The sequence below is a fragment of the Martinezella lusitana genome (genome assembly GCF_900094565.1).
Taxonomy (GTDB): Bacteria; Pseudomonadota; Alphaproteobacteria; order Rhizobiales; family Rhizobiaceae; genus Rhizobium; species Rhizobium lusitanum.
This window is the reverse complement of the sequence record NZ_FMAF01000002.1, coordinates 461,225-480,240: the sequence shown is the minus strand read 5'-3', so window position 1 is coordinate 480,240 and position 19,016 is coordinate 461,225. Positions and strand designations below refer to the sequence as shown.

Here is a 19,016-nt window from a genome sequence, read left to right as displayed (position 1 = left end):
CCGGACGGGATATGCGGCTGCCGCTCCCCGTCCGGGTCTTGCTATAGGTAAGATCAGCCCTTCAGGACTTCCACCAGCGTCTTGCCGAGACGCGCCGGCGACGGCGACACGCGGATGCCCGCCGCTTCCATCGCTGCGATCTTGTCTTCCGCGCCGCCCTTGCCGCCGGAGATCACGGCGCCAGCATGGCCCATGGTGCGGCCGGGAGGTGCCGTGCGGCCGGCGATGAAGCCGACCATCGGCTTCTTGCGGCCCTTCTTGGCTTCGTCCTTGAGGAACTGTGCCGCGTCTTCTTCCGCCGAACCGCCGATTTCGCCGATCATGATGATCGACTTGGTTTCGTCGTCGGCGAGGAACATTTCCAGAATGTCGATGAATTCGGTGCCCTTGACCGGATCGCCGCCGATGCCGACGGCGGTCGTCTGGCCGAGACCTTCATTGGTGGTCTGGAATACGGCTTCATAGGTCAGCGTACCCGAACGCGAGAGAACGCCGACCGAGCCCTTCTTGAAGATGGATCCCGGCATGATGCCGATCTTGCATTCGTTCGGGGTGAGCACGCCGGGGCAGTTCGGTCCGATCAGGCGCGACTTCGACTTGAGAAGGCGAGCCTTGACCTTGACCATGTCGGCGACCGGAATGCCTTCCGTGATGCAGACGATGAGCGGGACCTCGGCTTCGATCGCTTCGAGGATCGCGGCTGCGGCACCCGCCGGTGGCACGTAGATGACCGAAGCGTTGGCGCCGGTCGCTTCCTTGCCTTCGGCGACCGACTTGAAGATCGGCAGCTTTTCGCCGTCCTTGCCGGTCCAGGTTTCGCCACCCTTGGAGGGGTGGATACCGCCGACCATTTTCGTGCCGTGATAGGCAAGCGCCTGCTCGGTGTGGAAGGTGCCGGTCTTGCCGGTCAGGCCCTGAACCAGAACCTTGGTGTCTTTGTTGATGAGAATAGACATGCGAGGCCTTTGCTACGAGAGGTTGGAAGACGCGGAGGCAACGCGACGATAGACACCGCTGACGACCTCCTGCCATGTATCGCTGCCGGCGGGCGAGAAAGTGACGCCCATTCGGTAGCAGTCTTCATTTTCGAACTGGAATAGAGTGCGCTGCGCACCGCGCGGCGAGACTTTCGTCAGGACAAGCCTATCCTCGGCCCACTCGCCGGAGGCCGGCGAGGCGGGCGCGAAGCCCAAGCTGTCGAACTGATAGAGCTTGTAAGCCTGATCCGCACCGTCGAAGCCGAGAATGTTCCGGGATTCGAAAGAGGTATCGCCGTCCCGCGTCTGCACGTAGCGCTGCTCGACGAAGAACCCGCCGAACAGACACTCGGCCGTGAGCCGCGCGGTTGCCGTGCCTTCCTTCGTCCAGGCCGAAGCCGCGACACGCTCTTCCCCTTCCCAGGTGCCGGCAAAGGCACCAAGGCGAAGATGAGCGGCCGTTGGAGCGAAGGAGGCAGCCATCCCGATCAGCCCTTGACTGCCTTGACGATCTTCTGGGCGGCATCGTCCAGGTCATCGGCGGAGATGACGTTGAGACCGGATTCGTTGATGATCTTCTTGCCGAGCTCGACATTGGTGCCTTCGAGGCGCACGACGAGCGGAACCTTCAGACCGACTTCCTTGACGGCTGCGAGCACGCCTTCGGCAATGACGTCGCACTTCATGATGCCGCCGAAGATGTTGACCAGAATGCCCTGGACGGCCGGATCGGCAGTGATGATCTTGAAGGCGGCCGTAACCTTTTCCTTGCTGGCGCCGCCGCCGACATCGAGGAAGTTCGCCGGCTCTGCGCCGTAGAGCTTGATGATGTCCATGGTCGCCATTGCGAGACCGGCGCCGTTGACCATGCAGCCGATGTTGCCATCGAGAGCGACATAGGCGAGGTCGTATTCGTGGGCCTGGATTTCCTTCTCGTCTTCTTCAGACGTGTCGCGCAGCGCGCGGATGTCTTCATGACGGAAGAGTGCGTTGCCATCGAAGGAGACCTTGGCGTCGAGGACGCGCAGGCGGCCGTTGGTCATGACGATCAGCGGGTTGACTTCCAGCAGCGCCATGTCCTTTTCGACGAAGGCCTTGTAGAGGATCGGGAACAGCTTGGCACCGTCCTCGCGGGCAGCCCCTTCGAGCTTCAGCGCGTCGGAAATGGCAGCCGAATTGTCAGCTGTGACGCCCGTCGACGGATCGATGGCAACGGTGATGATCTTTTCCGGCGTATCGTGCGCGACGGTCTCGATGTCCATGCCGCCTTCGGTCGATACGACGAAAGCGACCTGACCGACCGAGCGGTCAACCAGGATCGAGAGATAGAGTTCGCGATCGATATCGGCGCCGTCTTCGATGTAGAGACGGTTGACCTGCTTGCCGGCCGGGCCGGTCTGCTTGGTTACCAGCGTGTGGCCGAGCATTTCCTTGGAATTGGCAACGACGTCCTCGACAGACTTGGCGAGGCGAACGCCGCCCTTGGCGTCCGGGCCGAGCTCCTTGAACTTGCCCTTGCCGCGGCCGCCGGCATGGATCTGGCTCTTGACGACGTAAAGCGGGCCTGGAAGCTGCTTGGCGGCAGCAGCGGCTTCGTCGGCGGAGAAGATGGCAACGCCGTCCGCGACGGGTGCGCCATAGCTCTTCAGCAGAGCCTTGGCCTGATATTCATGAATGTTCATGGACTTATCCCTGTTATAGCGCGGAAATTACTTCAGCGACGGCGCGATGGCGATGCAGGCTTCGCAAAGGCCGGCGACGGACGCGACCGACTTGTCGAAGGCTTCCTTCTCGGCCTTGTTCAGGTCGATCTCGATGATGCGCTCGACGCCGCCGGCGCCGATGACGGTGGGAACGCCGACATACATGTCCTTGACGCCATACTGACCATTGAGATGGGCAGCGCTGGGCAGGACGCGCTTCTTGTCCTTGAGGTAGGATTCGGCCATTGCGATGGCGGAGGCGGCCGGAGCGTAATAGGCCGAGCCGGTCTTCAGCAGACCGACGATCTCGGCGCCGCCGTCACGGGTGCGCTGGATGATTTCTTCCAGGCGCTCAGCGGTGAGCCAGCCCATGGTGACGAGGTCCGTCAGCGGAATGCCGGCAACGGTGGAGTAGCGGGCAAGCGGAACCATCGAATCGCCATGGCCGCCGAGAACGAAAGCGGTGACGTCTTCGACCGATACGTTGAATTCCTTGGCGAGGAACAGGCGGAAGCGCGAGCTGTCGAGCACGCCGGCCATGCCGACGACCTTGTTGGCCGGCAGGCCGGAAAACTTCTGCAGCGCCCAGACCATGGCGTCGAGCGGATTGGTGATGCAGATCACGAAGGCATTCGGGGCATACTTCTTGATGCCGGCGCCGACCTGCTCCATGACCTTGAGGTTGATGCCGAGAAGATCGTCGCGGCTCATGCCCGGCTTGCGGGCGACACCGGCGGTGACGATGCAGACGTCAGCACCTTCGATCGCGGAGTAGTCGCTGGCGCCGGTCAGGTTGGCGTCGAAGCCTTCGACCGGCGAAGACTGGGCGATGTCGAGACCCTTGCCCTGGGGAATGCCGTCCGCGATGTCGAACAGGACGATGTCGCCCAGTTCCTTCAAGCCGGCGAGATGCGCCAGCGTGCCACCAATCATGCCAGAACCAATAAGTGCGATCTTGTTGCGCGCCATTTCGGTGTATCCTTTGCGATCAAAATCCGTGGCGGGACGCCGAGCGAGGCATCCACAATAGCCGCCAATCGCATAGACCCAAAGGTGCAAATTGGCAATTGATTATTTTGAGAGCAGCAATTTCAATCGGTTAGATCGTAAAATTCTTACGTAAACGTAAGTCACTCTGTCACCGAATTGTTACTCGGCCGCGCGTTTTGCCCGAGTCTGCGCCAGATAGTCTGCGCTGCGCATCTCGAAAAGCCGGGATGTCGTGCGGTCGAATTCGAAGCCTTCGGTCCCGCGCTTTTCCACCAGAAGATCCTCCGGCATCGCAGCCGCGGAAACATAAAGCCGGATGGCATGATCGTAGAGCGTATCGATCAGAATGATAAAACGTTTCGTCTGATTGCGCTTTTCCGGCCCGAGCTTCGGCACGCGATCGAGGAAGATCGTGTCGAAGCGCTCCGCTATGGCGAGAAAATCTGCGGGGCCGAGCGGCGCCTCGCAAAGATCGGCGAAGGAGAAGCGCGCCATGCGATCGACCGCCAGCGGCACATGGATGGAGCGCCCCTTCCTGGGGATCTCCGTCGGCTGCGCCTTGCGTCCATGCAGCGCCTGCATCCAGGATGCATCCATCGCCATATCGGTGCGGTCATCGATCGGGGTCAGATAAACAGGCTGGCTGTTCAGCTTCTCCATGCGGTAGTCGGTCGGCGAATCCAGTGTCACGACATCGACATGGCGCTTCAAGAGATCGATGAAGGGCAGAAACAGGCCACGATTGAGCCCATCGCGATAGAGATTGTCCGGTTCGACGTTCGATGTGGCGATCAGCACGCATCCGAGCGAGAACAGCTCGGAAAACAGCCGCGACAGGATCATCGCATCGGCGATGTCGGTGACGGTGAATTCATCGAAGCAGAGCAGTTCGGCCTCGGCGTAGAGATCTGCGGCAACCGGCGGTATGGGGTCTGCCTGCTTGGTCTCGCCGTTCTTGAACTTCAGCCGCTGCGCCGCGATGCGATTGTGCACATCGGTCATGAACTCGAAAAAATGCGCGCGGCGCTTCTTCTGGCAGGGCGCCATGGCGAAGAACATATCCATCAACATCGTCTTGCCGCGCCCGACGCTGCCGTGGATATAGAGCCCCTTGACGGTCTCGACCGACTTCTTGCGCGTGGCAAACATCCAGCCGAGCGCGCTCGACTTGCTGGCGGGCCGCTTCCGCTTCAGATCGGCAAGCACCCGATCCAGCAGTTTCGCCACATTCATCTGCGCCGAATCTACCTGAAGCGATCCGGAGACCGTCAGCGCCTTCAACTGCTCGCAGACGCTGTGGGAATAGTCGGGCATGGGCTGCATGGGGAAATACCCGCCTGTGCAAAAGGGAACACGCCCGAGGCGCGGCCCTATCGGAGAAGCTTATCGGCTGAGGCTGAGAGGCTGACCGGAAGCGGTCGAGCCATCAAAGCGCGCGTCGGCCGTCTTGTAGAGCGTTCCGATCGTGCTGCCATCGCGGTTCTTCAAGAGAACCTGTTTGCCGGAGACTTCCCAGGATCCCATTGCGGTGAGCTCGCCCGAGCAGCCACGCGTGCCGCCACGCGAGCCGCTGCCGAGGTTGGTGAGCGTCAGGAACATGTCGCAGCTCGATCCGCCGTTGCTGACCTTCCAGCTGCCGACCATCGATTCCTTGGTGACGTCCATGGCGGAAGCGGCCATCGCCTGCTGTTGCTGCGGGTTGCCACCGCTCGGCGCGTTCGTCGGCGCTGCTGGAAACTGCGAACCATTGGCGCCGTTCACAGGGGGAAGCTGACTTGACTGAACGGAGGGGACAGGCTGTGCCTGCAATGGCGGGGCCGAATAGTTATCGTTGTATGCTGTGCGCTGGCAACCGGCAAGCGACAGACCTATCGCAGCAGCCGTCACTGCATATCTGAACTGCATCATCACACTCCTAATTAATTGTCCACCGCTGACATTTGCAAAGTAATGCTCAATGACGTGGGAATTATCGTATTTCACTTTGGTTAATCAAGTCGATACCGCCACAAATTGCCGTCGGCCATAGCTGGACAAGAATCGGGTGGTTTCAAGGCCTAACCCGGCGAACCTCTTCCAGATAGAAGCGATCGGCAAATTCCTGCATGCTTTTGTCGCGCGCTCGATCTTCGCGAAACCGGCCTGAGAAGTCAGAATAGCGTGCGAGCGAGGCCGTCAGAAATTGCGTGAGGGGCAGTGGCGGGACGCCCTCTCCCATTTCGCGCGTCTCTTTCTTGACCGCCACCAATTGCAGAATTGTTGCCCGAATATCCTTGGCTATGTCGATGTCTGCGAGACATTCGAGCATGTTCATTGGCGGCAATTTGGCAAAATCCGTCTGACGCATCCATTCGAGCGCTATCGCCGGACGAATGGAATAGAGCAGCTTCTTCAAGCGAACAGGCTCGGCTCCATCGTCTGGCTGATGCCGTTTCATTAAGCCGACATAGTGCTGAGCGACCTTCTCCGGCACCATGATCGCATCCAGCAGCGCGCCGAGGCGATCTCGAAAGCCGGGCTCTTCCTCATAGACGATCGGTGATTTCAGCCATTCGACAAGAACGGCATTGCCCTTCAGTGCCAAAAGCAGCGCCTTGCGCAGATCCCACCCACCGGTATCGATATCGTCAACGATTGGAAACTCGATGACGTCCCGATGCGGGAACAAAGTCAGATGATCCCGCTCCTGCCTGATATAGACGAAGCGGCAATCATAATCGCTATCGGGCGAGGGAAAGCCCCAGGCGCGGCTGCCGCTTTCGATGGCAAGACCGATGCGGATGCCCTCGGCCTTGACCGAAGCAAGCCGCAACCGAATTTCGGCCACGGCCTCTGGCGCAAAGCCTTCTATCGTCATGCGAACATAATCCTCATCGCCGCCGAATTGGCGAATGATGGTCGACGGTCAAACCCGCCGTTCGACCATCATCTTCTTGATTTCGGCGATTGCCTTGGCCGGGTTCAGACCCTTCGGGCAAGTCTGGGCGCAGTTCATGATCGTATGGCAGCGATATAGGCGGAATGGATCTTCGAGATTGTCGAGACGTTCGCCCTTGGCCTCGTCTCTGGAGTCGATCAGCCAGCGATAGGCCTGCAGCAGGACGGCAGGACCGAGATAGCGGTCGCCGTTCCACCAATAGCTCGGACAGGAGGTCGAGCAGCAGGCGCACAGGATGCATTCGTAAAGGCCGTCGAGTTTCAGGCGGTCTTCGTGGCTCTGCTTCCATTCCTTGGCCGGCGGGGGCGATACCGTCTTCAGCCAGGGTTCGATCGAACGATGCTGGGCATAGAAATTCGTCAGATCCGGCACAAGATCCTTCACGACGGGCAGATGCGGCAGCGGATAGATCTTCACGGTACCCTTGATCTCGTCCAGACCCTTGGTGCAGGCGAGCGTGTTGGTGCCGTCGATATTCATCGCGCAGGAGCCGCAGATGCCCTCGCGACAGGAGCGGCGCAGCGTCAGCGTCGGGTCGATCTTGTTCTTGATGTAGAGCAGACCGTCGAGCACCATCGGGCCGCAATCGTCGATATCGATGTAATAGGTATCGATGCTCGGATTCTGGCCGTCGTCCGGGCTCCAGCGATAAACGCGGAATTCGCGCGTATTCGCGGCGCCGACCGGCTTCGGCCAGACCTTGCCTTCGCGCATCTGAGAGTTCTTGGGGAGAGCGAGTTCAACCATGGTCAGTTCCTCTCAGATCAGTACACGCGTGCCTTGGGCTCGATCTTGTGCGGATCGATGCCTTCGGCGATCAGGTCAGTATGGACGGGACGATAGTCGAGCTTCACATCGCCGGCCTCGTTGACCCAGGCAAGCGTATGCTTGCGCCAGTTCTCGTCGTCACGGCCGCCGAACTTGCCCTCGGTGTAGTCCTCGCGAGCGTGCGAGCCGCGGCTTTCCTTGCGGGCCTCGGCGCCGTAGATCGTCGTGATGGCATTGGACATCAGATTGTGCAGTTCCAGCGTCTCGACGAGATCGGAATTCCAGATCAGCGAACGGTCCGTGACCTTGATGTCGGACAGTTCCTTCCAGATCTCCGAAATGCGGCGGCAGCCGGACTCCAGCGATTCCTGCGTGCGGAACACCGCGGCGTCTTCCTGCATGGCGCGCTGCATTCTCTCGCGCAGCGCCGCCGTCGGCGTGCTGCCGCTGGCGTGGCGCAGACTGTCGAAGCGTTCCATGATCTTGTCGCAGGCGGCAACGTTAACAGGCGGAACCGGGCCGACGCGGTCGATGACCTGACCGGCGCGGATGGCTGCGGCACGGCCGAAGACCACAAGGTCGATCAGCGAGTTGGAGCCGAGACGGTTGGCGCCGTGCACCGAGGCGCAACCGGCCTCACCGACGGCCATCAGGCCCGGCAGAATGCGCTCGGGATTGTTGCTGTCGGCATTCAGCACTTCGCCCCAATAATTGGTGGGAATGCCGCCCATGTTGTAGTGGACGGTCGGCAGCACCGGGATCGGCTCGCGGGTCACATCGACGCCAGCGAAAATGCGCGCGCTCTCGGAAATGCCAGGCAGGCGTTCGTGCAGCACGGCCGGATCGAGATGGTCGAGATGCAGGAAGATATGGTCCTTGTTCTTGCCGACGCCGCGACCCTCGCGGATTTCCAGCGTCATGCAGCGTGAAACCACGTCGCGCGAGGCAAGGTCCTTTGCCGAAGGAGCATAGCGTTCCATGAAGCGCTCGCCCTCGGAATTGACGAGATAGCCGCCTTCGCCGCGCGCGCCTTCGGTGATCAGACATCCCGAACCATAGATGCCGGTCGGGTGGAACTGCACGAATTCCATGTCCTGCAGCGGCAGACCGGCGCGGGCCACCATGCCGCCGCCATCGCCGGTGCAGGTATGGGCCGACGTTGCCGAGAAATAGGCGCGGCCGTAGCCGCCGGTCGCCAGCACCACCATCTTGGCGGCGAAGCGATGGATCGTGCCGTCGTCGAGACACCAGGCGACGACACCAGTGCAGCGGCTGCCGTCATCCGACATGATGAGATCGAGCGCGAAATATTCGATGAAGAATTCGGCATTGTTGCGCAGCGACTGGCCGTAGAGCGTATGCAGGATGGCGTGGCCGGTGCGGTCGGCGGCAGCGCAGGTGCGCTGCACCGGCGGTCCATCGCCGAAATTCTGCATGTGGCCGCCGAACGGGCGCTGATAGATCTTGCCTTCCTCATTGCGCGAGAAGGGCACGCCGTAATGCTCGAGCTCGTACACGGCCTTCGGCGCTTCCATGACCATATATTGCATGGCGTCGACGTCGCCGAGCCAGTCCGAACCCTTGACGGTATCGTAGAGGTGCCACTGCCAGCTGTCCGGCGTCATGTTCTGCAGCGAGGCGGCGATGCCGCCCTGGGCTGCGACCGTATGCGAGCGGGTCGGGAAGACCTTGGTGATGCAGGCGGTGCGGAAGCCCTGCTCGGCCATGCCGAGCGTAGCGCGCAGGCCGGCACCGCCGGCGCCGACGACGATCACGTCATAGGAGTGATCGACATATTTGTAGGCTTTGCCATTCTGAGCGGGTGAGGTCGGTGCCATGATACAATTATCCTACGAACGCGATCTTCAGAATGGCGAAAAGACAGAGCCCCGCCACGAAAATCGCGAAGAATGTGTTGAGCATGAGAAGGACGATCTTGCCGAATTCGCCGTGGACATAATCCTCGATGATGACCTGCATGCCGAGCTTCATGTGAATGACGCCGGAGATCACCATGAGCCCCATGATGACGGCGACGAGCGGGTTCGACAGCGCATGCACGACTTCCGCGTAAGGCGCGCCGGCATAGATCAGCAGGAAAATGACGAAGAAAATGAAGAGCGGAACGTTGGCGACGGCGGTCAGGCGCTGACGCCAGAAATGATCTGTGCCTTCCTTGGCGGAACCGAGACCGCGGACTTTACCCAAAGGGGTGCGCATATCCATGAGAAATATCCTCTAAAGCATGATCCCGAAAATCATCGAGCGGTTTTCGGAAACGATCACACCAATCAACCCAGCCTGATGACGATGCCGATGATCCAGACCAGCACGGTCAAACAGATCGACGCGATAAGCGTGACCTTGGCCATCCTGGTCGAGACGGCAGGATCGAAACCGTAACCGAGATCCCAGACGAAATGGCGCAGGCCGCCGATCATGTGATGCAGCAGCGCCCATGTATAGCCGAACAGGATGATCCGGCCGATGATCGTGCCCAGGATCCAGTTGACCAGATCGAAATAGCCCTGGCCGGTCGCCGCGGCGATCAGCCACCAGGCAACCAGCACCGTGCCGAAGTAGAGCGCGCCGCCGGTGATGCGGTGAACGATCGACATGACCATGGTGGGAATGGGTTTGTAGATTTGCAGATGCGGCGACAGGGGCCGGTTTTGTGTGACGTTCGCCATCAGAACCTCGCGGCGTTACGATACGCTTAAAACCCGGATATCCGGGACAACGCGCGCGCAGAGACATGCTGTGTGCGTTGCATCATTGCGACCATTAATCACCCGGACGCCTATCGACAAGCACAATTGATGCCTGCACCGAATTTAATCGATTGGGATCGCTTTGCACTTTAGCGAGTATGCAAGGACGCGCTCCCCATTCGACCTCATTTACCATTTCCTCAACCCTGACGTGGACTTCGCGCCGGTCTTGGGGCAATCTGCCGTTAAGATTTCATTAACCGACCCAAACGGGGGCGAATCATGAGCTTGCATCTTTTCAGGGCATCAGCGCTCGTTTTGGCGGCAACAGCCGCATTTTCGTCAAGCGCGGTGCTGGCAGGCGATTACCGTCACTGGCATCACCGCGACCATTCGGGCCTCGTGCGCCTGAACCAGACATCGGCGCCGCAGGGTTTCGGGCAGCAGCAGCCGGCCAGAATCATTCTCATGGAACCACGCGAAGCCGCAGACACCGGCACCTATGCCGGTACGGCCGATGTCTATCAGGCGAATGGTGGCACCTATGTCGTCGGCTATGGCGGCTACAACCCCTATGCCCGCCCTGCCGCGATGCAGCCAAGGCCGCGCGCCAAGGTCATCAACGTACGTTATGCCGACAATCCCTGCTCGTACGAAGCCGGCGTCTGCGTGATCAGGCCCTGACGGTCTTCAGCCGGCAAGAAACCGCCAGACAGTAGTCTTCTTGATCTCGCTGTCCTCCAGCGCCCGCGTTACCGGCACCTGATAGGTCGCCTGCTCTTCCAGGCGATCCTTGGGAAGATAGGCCCTGCCGGGATCACCGACCAAAACCAGCTTCCCCTCACCTGCCAATTGCCGCAGCCAGGGAACCAGGCTCCCGGCAAAATCGTGATCGTAAAAGACGTCACCAGCAAGTATGACGTCGGCATCCACCGCACGGCCGATGATATTATCGCCGGCGAAGTCGAGATCGACACTGTTTTCGACCGCATTCAGTCGTAACGCGGTACCGGCCCATGGATCGATATCGACCGCCAGCACATGGCGGGCGCCGGCGCGCTTCGCCGCGATCGCCACAAGCCCGGAGCCGCTGGCGAAATCCAGCACCGTCCGGCCGGCAACCATTTCAGGATGGTCGAGAATGTAGCGTGCCAATCCTTGCCCGCCCGCCCAGGCAAAGGCCCAGAAGGGCGGCGGCAGGCCGATCTCTTCCAACTCCTCTTCTGTCTTCAGCCAGAGTTCATGTGCTTCGCTTGCCAGATGCAGCCGGACCTCCGGCACATGCGGCGGCGCCATGAGGCTGGTATTGGCGCGGATGAAGCTTTCCGGATCGGTTTTCAACGATTCCTCGAACCGGGATCAGACGGGAGGATTGTCAAGTTCGCCCATGCGGCAAACTTCGAGCCATTCTTCGTCGGTTACCGGCTGGACCGAAAGCCGCATGGAGGTGACGAGCGCCATCTGCGACAGCTTCGGGTTGGCCTTGATGTCCTTCAAGGAAACAAACTTCGGCATATCGCGGACGGCGCGGATATCGACACATTCCCAGCGCGGGTCGTCCTTGGCGGTCGAATCCGGATGCGCCAGCGCGCAAACCTCGACGATACCGACGATCTCCAACCCATCATTGGAATGGTAGAAGAAACCCTTGTCGCCGATCTGCATCGCCCGCATGTTGTTGCGGGCGAGATAGTTGCGCACGCCGGTCCATTCGGTCCCCTTTTCGCCAGCCGCCTTCTGCTGCTGCCACGACCAGGAAGACGGCTCGGATTTATAGAGCCAATGCGCCATGCCTCATGCCTCCGGATTGTTGAAGACCCAATTGAACGGCTTGATCTCGACGCTCTCGAACAGGCCGGCCTTCGTATAGGGATCGGCATCCGCGATCGCCTTGGCCGCTTCGATGGTCTCGGCGCTGACGACGACGAGGCTGCCATTCGGCTTGCCGTCGGCATCGAGGAAAGGCCCCGCTATCTTCAGCGTTCCTTCGGCATTCAGCTTGTTCAGATGCTCCACATGCGCCGGGCGCGTCTCCATGCGGACATTCAGATGACCGGGTTTATCCTTGCAGACAAAGGCGAACAGCATTGCTTGGGCTCCTTCAGATATCGAGAAAACTATTCCGTGGTGATAGGCCGCGTCATCAATTGGCCGATGGCGGTCGCTATGTCGAGCTTGCCGTCGATGATGGCCGAAACTGCTTCGGTAATCGGCATGTCGACGCCGATTTCGCCAGCCAACCGCGCGGCGATAGAGGCGGCATAAGCACCTTCAACCAGCGTGCCGTGCGTCGGATCGCCCGCTTCTCCGCGACCGAGCGCGATGCCGAATCTGAGATTGCGGGATTGATGGCTGGTGGCCGTCAGCACGAGGTCGCCGAGACCGGAGAGCCCGCGCACCGTCTCCGCCTTGCCGCCCTTGGCCGCGACGAAGCGTGACATTTCGGCCAGGCCGCGGCTGATCAGGGCCGCACGCGCGGAATCGCCGATGCCACGGCCTTCGACGATGCCGCAGGCAATGGCCAGCACATTCTTCAAGGCGCCACCGAGCTGCACGCCGATGCGATCGTCCGATGCATAGAGACGGAAACTCGGACCGGAGATCGCCTGCGCAAGCCTTTCAGCAACGGTCATGTCGGCCGCCGCGATCGCCATGGCCGTCGGCAGGCCCTTGGCGATATCGGTGGCAAAGCCCGGTCCGGAGAGGACGGCGATGGCATGCTGCGGCAGTTCCCGCTCGAGCATGTCGGTCAAAAGATCACCCGAGACCTTGTCGATGCCCTTGGCGCAGGTGACGACGACAGCGTCCTTGGCAAGGTAAGGCCCATAGAGCTTGGCCGCATCGGCCTGCGTCTGCGACGGCATGGCGAAGAGCACGATGCCGGCATCGGAGATGGAATCAGGTTCGGCCGAAAACCGCAGCGAATCCGGAAGCAGGATCCCGGGCAATACGGCATCATGCATCCGGTCGGCTGCAAGATCTGCCATCAGCCCCGCCTTGCGCCCGACGAGCGTCACATCGCTGCGGCCGGTCAGTGCGATGACGGCCGCGAGCGCCGTGCCGAAGGCGCCTGCGCCGATGACTGCGATCCGTTCGTTGCCGCTCATGCCTTCGCTCCGCGTTTGCCATGACCCAGGAGAGTTTCCGCCTTCTGATCCAGCGGCCAGCGCGAACGCGGCTGCACATCGAGATCGTCAGGTGCTGCGCCCTTTGCCATGCGCTCCAGTCCGGCCCAGGCGATCATGACGGCATTATCCGTACACAGTCTCAATGGCGGCGCGATGAAGCGAAAGCCGTTGGTGTCGCAAAGCTCCTGCAGGGTGCGGCGCAGCTCGAGATTGGCGGCAACGCCGCCGGCGACCACGAGCGCCGGCGTTTCCGTCGTCTTCGGGAATTCCGCCTTGAAGCGTTGCAGGCCGCGGCCGATGCGATCCTTCAACGTGCGCGAGACCGCCTTCTGGAAAGAGGCGCAGATATCGGCAATGTCCTGCTCCGTGACCGGCGCGATGGCCGTTGCCGCCTGCCGTACCGCGGTCTTCAGGCCGGAAAAGGAAAAATCGAGGCGTGTTTCGCCGACAAGCGGCCGCGGGAAATCAAAGCGATCCGCGTTACCGCTTTTGGCCGCCGCCTCCACGGCCGGGCCGCCGGGATAGGGAAGACCCAGGAGCTTGGCCGTCTTGTCGAAGGCTTCGCCCAGCGCATCGTCGATGGTCGTGCCCCAGCGCTCGTATTCGCCGACGCCGCGCACGAGGATAAGCTGCGTATGGCCGCCGGAAACGAGCAGCATCAGATAGGGAAAGGCAAGCCCATCGGTCAGCCTCGCCGTCAGGGCATGGCCTTCCAGATGGTTGATGGCATAGAGTGGCTTGCCTGTGGCGCGCGAGATCGCCTTGCCGGTCATCAGGCCGACAAGCAGCCCGCCGATAAGGCCTGGGCCTGATGTTGCGGCGATGGCATCGACGTCCAAGAGCGACACATTGGCGCGTTTCAATGCCTCGTCGATCAGCGTATCCAGCGCCTCGACATGCGCACGCGCAGCAATTTCCGGCACGACGCCGCCATAAGCGCTATGCTCCTCCAACTGGCTGAGGACGACATCGGAGCAAATCGTGGACGTGCCGTCTTCTAGGCGTTCGACAATGGCTGCAGCGGTTTCGTCGCAGCTTGTTTCGATGCCGAGAATACGAAGAATGGACGCCATGGAAGCTGTTCGTTGCCTTTTGGTCGATTGCGATGAAGCGGAAATATGGTTACGGGAACTGTCGGTAACAACGGATCAAAGCGGATGCAAACAAAACCTTTCCGGATCGGAACGCGCGGCAGCCCGCTGGCGCTCGCCCAGGCACATGAGGCACGCGACCGCCTGATGGCGGCGCACGGCCTTCCGGAGGAGATGTTCGAAATCGCCGTGCTCACAACCAAGGGCGACCGCATCACCGACCGCTCGCTGGCGGCGATCGGCGGCAAGGGCCTGTTCACGGAAGAGCTTGAAGAGAAGCTGGCCTCGGGCGAGCTCGACTTCGCCGTGCACTCGGCCAAGGATATGGCGACGAAACTTCCGGAAGGCCTGGCGCTATCAGCCTACCTGCCGCGCGAGGACATCCGCGATTCCGTCATCGGCCGCACGTCACCGAGATTGATCGAGCTGCCGCACGGCGCGACCGTCGGTTCCGCGTCGCTGCGCCGCCAGGCGCTGATCCGCCGGCTGCGCCCCGATATCAACGTCATCACCTTTCGCGGCTCGGTCCAGACCCGGCTGCGCAAGCTGGAAGAGGGGCAGGCAGACGCAACGCTGCTCGCCGTTGCCGGCCTGAAGCGGCTCGGCAAGGTCGAAGTCATCACCGATATCCTCGATCCCGACGAATTTCCGCCGGCACCGGCACAGGGCGCGATCGCCATCGAAAGCCGCATTGGCGACGCCAGGATGAACGACCTGCTCGCCGCCATCAATGACGGCCCTACCTTCGATACCGTCTCCTGCGAGCGCGCATTTCTCGCCGCGCTTGACGGCTCCTGCCGGACGCCGATTGCCGGCTATGCAATTTGCGAGGGGGATCACCTGCGGTTCTTCGGCATGATCCTGACGCCTGATGGACAGCAGGTGCATACGACCACCATCGAGGGCAACCGCCGCGACGCCGAGGCGCTCGGCACCAATGCCGGCCAGGCCATACGCGCCGAGGCAGGCAGCACCTTCTTCGAAGACTGGATCTGACATCCGATGCGCGTTGTCGTCACCCGTCCCCAGCATTCGGGTGAACGCACCATCCGGCGACTGACGCAGATGGGTCACGAGGCGCTGCTGCTGCCGCTGGCAGAGCCGGTCCATCATGCCGACGAGGCCAGGCGCGCGCTCCTGGACACACAAGGCGCCATTGCCGTCACCAGCGCCGAAGCGATTCGGGTTCTGGCCGCATTGGGATCCGATCTCGGGCCTTATCTCGGCCGACCGCTCTTTGCGGTCGGCAAGGCAACCGCCAAAGAGGCGGCAAGCCTCGGCTTCACCAATGTCGTCATATCCGAAGGGGGCGGCACGGAACTTGCGGCCTTGATTTCCGACCACGCGGCAAGCCTTGCCAAGGCTCCCCTCCTCTATCTCGCGGGCCATCCCCGCGCCGCCGGCTTCGAGGCGAGATTGGCGGAGCTGCAACTGCCGTTCCACACGGTTGAATGCTACCGGATGCGGGATATCGCTCCGAAAGATGATACTCTTCGCCGGCTTTTTATCGATATCAGCGCCAATGCGGTGCTGCTTTATTCCCATCAGACGGCGCAGCGTTTTTTCGGCCTGTCTTTCGTGCAGGAAAATCCTGAGATCTTCGCCGAAACGCACTTCCTCTGCCTGAGCGAGGCCATCGCGGGAGCGATTCCCCCTCAGATGCGTTTACACGTCGATATCGCTGACATGCCGAATGAGGACCGACTTCTGGCGCTGCTCGACGCTGAGTAAGGCCGCAATTTTGATCTAAGGTCTTTCCATAATCGCCTTGTCTGTCTAACTTCGTTGCAGCGCATGAAAAGAGGACCTCATGGTACCGGGAAAACCGCCTAACCATTCGAAGCCCAATGACGAGCCGGTCACGATTGATCTGGAGGCCGAAAAAACTGCGCAGGACGCAGCCCCCGAGGATATGACGGAGCACGCCCACGGCGAGTTCGGCTCATCCTCCGCCAATGAAGTGGAAATGCCGCTGGAGGCGGACAAGGAGCCGCTGCGCGAGGAGCCTCGCGAGCCTACCCCTGATCCCGTCCCGGAAGAGCCGCAGGCCACGACGACACGACAGGCCGAACCTCATGCCTCCTATGCAGAACATCAGCAGCGACGGGAAGGTTCAACCTCCGGCCTGATCGCCGCCGGCATCGTCGGCGGCCTGATTGCGCTCGTTTGCGCCGGCGCCGTTCAATATGCCGGCCTGTTGCCGGGCGGCGGCTCGCGCAAGGACAATTCCGCCGATATTGCCGCACTGAACGCTGAGATCGACGGGCTGAAGCAGAGCATCGCCAGCCTCGCCGCGGCGCCTGCCGCAAAGCCCGACGGCGCTCTTGCTGCCCGCATTTCAGCGCTCGAAACGGCTGCCGCCAACGGCACCTCGACCGGTGGATCGGCGGGAACGGCAAGCGCCGATGCAGATCAGAAGATCGCTTCCCTGAGTGCGGAAGTCGATCAGCTGAAGGCGGACCTCGGCAAGGCAACCCAAAGCCAGGCCAGCTCCGACGCCGAGGTCGGCAAGCGTCTCGACGACGCAGAGAAGAAGCTCAATCAACCGAGCCAGGAAAGCGCGGTCGCCCGCGCCATTGCCGCCGCGGCACTGAAGGCGGCGATCGACCGGGGCGGCCCCTTCCAGCCCGAGCTCGACACCTTCGCCAATGTCGCCTCGGACGACCCTGCCGTTGCCGATCTCAAGACCTTCGCCCAGACCGGCGTTCCCTCCCGCGCCGACCTGATCCGTCGGGTCACGGATGTCGCGACCGCGATCGTCGCCACGACTGAGAGCAACGATCCGAATCAGAGCTGGAGCGACCGCCTGATCTCGAGCGCCAAGACCCTGGTGCAGGTCCGCCCCGTCGGCAACGTTCCCGGCGACAGCGTCGATGCAATCGCCGCGCGATTCGAAGACAAGGTGAAGAATGGCGATCTGCCGGGTGCGGTGACCGAATGGAACAGCCTGCCCGATGCCGCCAAGTCGGCCTCCGCCGCCTTCAAGCAATCGCTGGAAGCCCGCATCCGCGTCGAGGATCTGGTGAGCGATGCGCTTTCGAAGGCAATCGCCAACACCGGGAAACAGAATTAAGGACGGAGCGCAGGAATGATCAGACTGCTTATCTTCGCCGTTTTCGTCCTGGCTCTCGGCTACGGCTTCTCTTGGCTCGCGGATCGCCCCGGCGATCTTTCGCTGGTCTGGGAAGGCCAGCTTTACCAGACCAGGCTGATCGTGGCCGCCGGCATCCTGATTGCGTTGATCGCCGCCGTCATGATTGTCTGGTGGTTCCTGCGTTTGATCTGGACCTCGCCGCATTCCGTCACCCGCTATTTCCGCGCCCGTAAACGCGACCGCGGCTATCAGGCGCTCTCCACCGGGTTGATCGCCGCCGGTGCCGGCAACGCCCTGCTCGCACGGAAGATGGCGGCGCGCACGCGCGGCCTCATCCGCGCCGATCAGGAACCCCTCATCAACCTGCTCGAGGCGCAGGCGGCTCTGATCGAAGGCAAGCACGACGAGGCGCGCCAGAAATTCGAGCTGATGGCCAACGATCCGGAAACGCGCGAGCTCGGGTTACGCGGCCTCTACCTCGAAGCCAAGCGCCTCGGCGCGCACGAAGCGGCGCGGCAATATGCGGAAAAAGCGGCCGATCAGGCTCCCTATCTGCCCTGGGCGGCACAGGCGACGCTGGAATATCGCAGCCAGGCCGGCCGCTGGGATGATGCCATCAAGCTTCTCGACCAGCAGAAGGTTGCCCACGTCGTCGACAAGACCACCGCGAACCGCCAGCGGGCCGTGCTGCTGACGGCACGCGCCAACGACAGGTTGGAGAGCGATCCGGCCGGTGCCCGCGACGATGCGCTTGCGGCCCTGAAGCTGGTGGATGATTTCGTGCCGGCGGCGCTGATAGCGGCGAAAGCTCTCTTCCGCGAAGACAAGGTGCGCAAGGCCGCCTCCATGCTCGAGCAGGTCTGGAAAGCGCATCCGCACCCCGAGATCGGCAGGGCCTATGTGCGTGCCCGCAGCGGCGATTCCGTCATCGACCGGCTGAAACGGGCCGAACGGCTGGAGGCCATCCGCCCGAACAATGTCGAAGCGTTGCTGCTCACGGCAAAGGCGGCGCTGGATGCCGGGGATTTCAACAAGGCCCGCGCCAAGGCCGAAGCCGCCGCGAGGATCGATGCGCGCGAAGGCGCCTTCATGCTGCTGGCTGATATCGAGGAGGCCGAAACCGGCGATCAGGGCCGCGTGCGTCACTGGATGGCGCAGGCATTGCGCGCCCCGCGCGACCCGGCCTGGGTCGCCGATGGTTTCGTATCCGATAAGTGGCTGCCGCTATCGCCCGTGACGGGCCGCCTCGACGCCTTCGAATGGAAGGCCCCCTTCGGCCAGATCGAGGGACCTGTGGAAGAGGGTTCTGCCGTGTCTGTCGATGCAGCGTTGAAATCGCTGCCGCCAGTGCGCGAGGCAGTTTCCGCAACCGTGCCAGCGAAATCAACCTCACCGAAAGTTGCATCGCCGGCAGCCGATGCCTATGTCATGGAGTTGGAGCCGGCGGCGGCAAAACCCGCGCCCGACGCATCCGCCGCAGCGCCAGAGCCGGCCCAGCAGGAGCCGGAACCACGGCCCTTCTTCGGCGGTGCGCCGGACGACCCGGGTGTGAAAAATCTAAAACTTGAACCGGAACCCAAAACACGGCTCAAGTTGTTCTAGAGCATGGTGCCCCA

Annotated in this window: 21 protein-coding genes; 5 read left to right on the top strand and 16 right to left on the bottom strand. The window is 61.7% G+C overall.

Features of this window, described 5'->3' with window-relative positions; genetic code table 11:
- Nucleotides 1–53 precede the first annotated feature (53 nt).
- The 11 genes from sucD to sdhC all read right to left on the bottom strand — a co-directional run bounded on the left by sucD (nt 54) and on the right by sdhC (nt 10,066).
- A complete protein-coding gene (gene sucD / locus GA0061101_RS05540; RefSeq protein WP_037196807.1) occupies nt 54–956 on the bottom strand; it encodes a succinate--CoA ligase subunit alpha in 903 nt (300 codons plus the stop codon).
- Between the two features lie 12 nt (nt 957–968).
- The gene (locus GA0061101_RS05535) at nt 969–1,460 is read right to left on the bottom strand and encodes a DUF1579 family protein (protein ID WP_092573196.1); all 492 of its coding nucleotides are present in this window, start codon (nt 1,458–1,460) and stop codon (nt 969–971) included.
- Nucleotides 1,461–1,465: 5 nt separating this feature from the next.
- Nucleotides 1,466–2,659 (bottom strand): ADP-forming succinate--CoA ligase subunit beta, encoded by a 1,194-nt coding sequence (sucC, locus tag GA0061101_RS05530; protein WP_037196810.1) that lies wholly within the window; start codon nt 2,657–2,659, stop codon nt 1,466–1,468.
- Nucleotides 2,660–2,686: 27 nt separating this feature from the next.
- A complete protein-coding gene (gene mdh / locus GA0061101_RS05525) occupies nt 2,687–3,649 on the bottom strand; it encodes a malate dehydrogenase (RefSeq protein WP_037196811.1) in 963 nt (320 codons plus the stop codon).
- 180 nt (nt 3,650–3,829) lie between these two features.
- A complete protein-coding gene (gene zapE, locus GA0061101_RS05520; protein ID WP_092573195.1) occupies nt 3,830–4,993 on the bottom strand; it encodes a cell division protein ZapE in 1,164 nt (387 codons plus the stop codon).
- A gap of 60 nt (nt 4,994–5,053) precedes the next feature.
- A complete protein-coding gene (locus tag GA0061101_RS05515) occupies nt 5,054–5,575 on the bottom strand; it encodes a protease inhibitor Inh/omp19 family protein (RefSeq protein WP_047554363.1) in 522 nt (173 codons plus the stop codon).
- A gap of 145 nt (nt 5,576–5,720) precedes the next feature.
- Nucleotides 5,721–6,527 (bottom strand): nucleotidyltransferase domain-containing protein, encoded by an 807-nt coding sequence (locus GA0061101_RS05510; protein WP_037196814.1) that lies wholly within the window; start codon nt 6,525–6,527, stop codon nt 5,721–5,723.
- A gap of 48 nt (nt 6,528–6,575) precedes the next feature.
- Nucleotides 6,576–7,355 (bottom strand): succinate dehydrogenase iron-sulfur subunit, encoded by a 780-nt coding sequence (locus tag GA0061101_RS05505; RefSeq protein WP_092573194.1) that lies wholly within the window; start codon nt 7,353–7,355, stop codon nt 6,576–6,578.
- A gap of 17 nt (nt 7,356–7,372) precedes the next feature.
- The gene (gene sdhA / locus GA0061101_RS05500) at nt 7,373–9,214 is read right to left on the bottom strand and encodes a succinate dehydrogenase flavoprotein subunit (protein ID WP_037196817.1); all 1,842 of its coding nucleotides are present in this window, start codon (nt 9,212–9,214) and stop codon (nt 7,373–7,375) included.
- A 7-nt stretch (nt 9,215–9,221) separates the two neighbouring features.
- The gene (gene sdhD, locus GA0061101_RS05495) at nt 9,222–9,602 is read right to left on the bottom strand and encodes a succinate dehydrogenase, hydrophobic membrane anchor protein (protein ID WP_037196818.1); all 381 of its coding nucleotides are present in this window, start codon (nt 9,600–9,602) and stop codon (nt 9,222–9,224) included.
- A gap of 65 nt (nt 9,603–9,667) precedes the next feature.
- On the bottom strand, nt 9,668–10,066 hold the full coding sequence (gene sdhC / locus GA0061101_RS05490) for a succinate dehydrogenase, cytochrome b556 subunit (protein WP_037196819.1): 399 nt from the start codon (nt 10,064–10,066) through the stop codon (nt 9,668–9,670).
- A gap of 303 nt (nt 10,067–10,369) precedes the next feature.
- On the opposite strand from sdhC, the gene GA0061101_RS05485 reads away from it, so the two are divergent.
- Nucleotides 10,370–10,771, top strand: a complete 402-nt coding sequence (locus GA0061101_RS05485) for a hypothetical protein (protein WP_037196820.1) — start codon at nt 10,370–10,372, stop codon at nt 10,769–10,771.
- Between the two features lie 6 nt (nt 10,772–10,777).
- Here the strand turns inward: GA0061101_RS05485 and GA0061101_RS05480 are convergent, their stop codons facing one another.
- The 5 genes from GA0061101_RS05480 to tsaD are packed head-to-tail and all read right to left on the bottom strand — an operon-like array spanning nt 10,778 to nt 14,288.
- Nucleotides 10,778–11,428, bottom strand: coding sequence for a class I SAM-dependent methyltransferase (locus tag GA0061101_RS05480; protein ID WP_047553628.1), 651 nt, complete (start codon nt 11,426–11,428; stop codon nt 10,778–10,780).
- Nucleotides 11,429–11,446: 18 nt separating this feature from the next.
- Nucleotides 11,447–11,878, bottom strand: a complete 432-nt coding sequence (locus GA0061101_RS05475) for an EVE domain-containing protein (RefSeq protein ID WP_037196822.1) — start codon at nt 11,876–11,878, stop codon at nt 11,447–11,449.
- 3 nt (nt 11,879–11,881) lie between these two features.
- Nucleotides 11,882–12,175, bottom strand: coding sequence for a YciI-like protein (locus GA0061101_RS05470; RefSeq protein ID WP_037196823.1), 294 nt, complete (start codon nt 12,173–12,175; stop codon nt 11,882–11,884).
- Between the two features lie 29 nt (nt 12,176–12,204).
- Nucleotides 12,205–13,194, bottom strand: coding sequence for an NAD(P)H-dependent glycerol-3-phosphate dehydrogenase (locus tag GA0061101_RS05465; RefSeq protein WP_092573193.1), 990 nt, complete (start codon nt 13,192–13,194; stop codon nt 12,205–12,207).
- Nucleotides 13,191–14,288, bottom strand: a complete 1,098-nt coding sequence (gene tsaD / locus GA0061101_RS05460; RefSeq protein ID WP_037196826.1) for a tRNA (adenosine(37)-N6)-threonylcarbamoyltransferase complex transferase subunit TsaD — start codon at nt 14,286–14,288, stop codon at nt 13,191–13,193. The genes GA0061101_RS05465 and tsaD overlap by 4 nt, the downstream gene beginning before the upstream one ends.
- An 84-nt stretch (nt 14,289–14,372) precedes the next feature.
- Here tsaD and hemC point away from each other — a divergent pair, with 84 nt between their 5' ends.
- From hemC to GA0061101_RS05440, 4 genes are all read left to right on the top strand, one after another.
- Nucleotides 14,373–15,302 (top strand): hydroxymethylbilane synthase, encoded by a 930-nt coding sequence (hemC, locus tag GA0061101_RS05455; RefSeq protein WP_047637956.1) that lies wholly within the window; start codon nt 14,373–14,375, stop codon nt 15,300–15,302.
- A 6-nt stretch (nt 15,303–15,308) separates the two neighbouring features.
- A complete protein-coding gene (locus GA0061101_RS05450; RefSeq protein ID WP_092573192.1) occupies nt 15,309–16,037 on the top strand; it encodes a uroporphyrinogen-III synthase in 729 nt (242 codons plus the stop codon).
- A 79-nt stretch (nt 16,038–16,116) separates the two neighbouring features.
- The gene (locus GA0061101_RS05445; RefSeq protein ID WP_047637806.1) at nt 16,117–17,379 is read left to right on the top strand and encodes a COG4223 family protein; all 1,263 of its coding nucleotides are present in this window, start codon (nt 16,117–16,119) and stop codon (nt 17,377–17,379) included.
- Between the two features lie 15 nt (nt 17,380–17,394).
- Complete coding sequence (locus tag GA0061101_RS05440) at nt 17,395–19,002, top strand: heme biosynthesis protein HemY (RefSeq protein WP_092573191.1); 1,608 nt, start codon at nt 17,395–17,397, stop codon at nt 19,000–19,002.
- The last annotated feature ends 14 nt before the right edge of the window (nt 19,003–19,016 follow it).

Coding starts and splice junctions, on each gene's coding strand:
- sucD (WP_037196807.1), bottom strand. CDS start 956: ATGTCTATTCTCATCAACAAAGACACCAAGGTTCTGGTTCAGGGCCTG.
- GA0061101_RS05535 (WP_092573196.1), bottom strand. CDS start 1,460: ATGGCTGCCTCCTTCGCTCCAACGGCCGCTCATCTTCGCCTTGGTGCC.
- sucC (WP_037196810.1), bottom strand. CDS start 2,659: ATGAACATTCATGAATATCAGGCCAAGGCTCTGCTGAAGAGCTATGGC.
- mdh (WP_037196811.1), bottom strand. CDS start 3,649: ATGGCGCGCAACAAGATCGCACTTATTGGTTCTGGCATGATTGGTGGC.
- zapE (WP_092573195.1), bottom strand. CDS start 4,993: ATGCAGCCCATGCCCGACTATTCCCACAGCGTCTGCGAGCAGTTGAAG.
- GA0061101_RS05515 (WP_047554363.1), bottom strand. CDS start 5,575: ATGCAGTTCAGATATGCAGTGACGGCTGCTGCGATAGGTCTGTCGCTT.
- GA0061101_RS05510 (WP_037196814.1), bottom strand. CDS start 6,527: ATGACGATAGAAGGCTTTGCGCCAGAGGCCGTGGCCGAAATTCGGTTG.
- GA0061101_RS05505 (WP_092573194.1), bottom strand. CDS start 7,355: ATGGTTGAACTCGCTCTCCCCAAGAACTCTCAGATGCGCGAAGGCAAG.
- sdhA (WP_037196817.1), bottom strand. CDS start 9,214: ATGGCACCGACCTCACCCGCTCAGAATGGCAAAGCCTACAAATATGTC.
- sdhD (WP_037196818.1), bottom strand. CDS start 9,602: ATGGATATGCGCACCCCTTTGGGTAAAGTCCGCGGTCTCGGTTCCGCC.
- sdhC (WP_037196819.1), bottom strand. CDS start 10,066: ATGGCGAACGTCACACAAAACCGGCCCCTGTCGCCGCATCTGCAAATC.
- GA0061101_RS05485 (WP_037196820.1), top strand. CDS start 10,370: ATGAGCTTGCATCTTTTCAGGGCATCAGCGCTCGTTTTGGCGGCAACA.
- GA0061101_RS05475 (WP_037196822.1), bottom strand. CDS start 11,878: ATGGCGCATTGGCTCTATAAATCCGAGCCGTCTTCCTGGTCGTGGCAG.
- GA0061101_RS05470 (WP_037196823.1), bottom strand. CDS start 12,175: ATGCTGTTCGCCTTTGTCTGCAAGGATAAACCCGGTCATCTGAATGTC.
- GA0061101_RS05465 (WP_092573193.1), bottom strand. CDS start 13,194: ATGAGCGGCAACGAACGGATCGCAGTCATCGGCGCAGGCGCCTTCGGC.
- tsaD (WP_037196826.1), bottom strand. CDS start 14,288: ATGGCGTCCATTCTTCGTATTCTCGGCATCGAAACAAGCTGCGACGAA.
- hemC (WP_047637956.1), top strand. CDS start 14,373: ATGCAAACAAAACCTTTCCGGATCGGAACGCGCGGCAGCCCGCTGGCG.
- GA0061101_RS05450 (WP_092573192.1), top strand. CDS start 15,309: ATGCGCGTTGTCGTCACCCGTCCCCAGCATTCGGGTGAACGCACCATC.
- GA0061101_RS05445 (WP_047637806.1), top strand. CDS start 16,117: ATGGTACCGGGAAAACCGCCTAACCATTCGAAGCCCAATGACGAGCCG.
- GA0061101_RS05440 (WP_092573191.1), top strand. CDS start 17,395: ATGATCAGACTGCTTATCTTCGCCGTTTTCGTCCTGGCTCTCGGCTAC.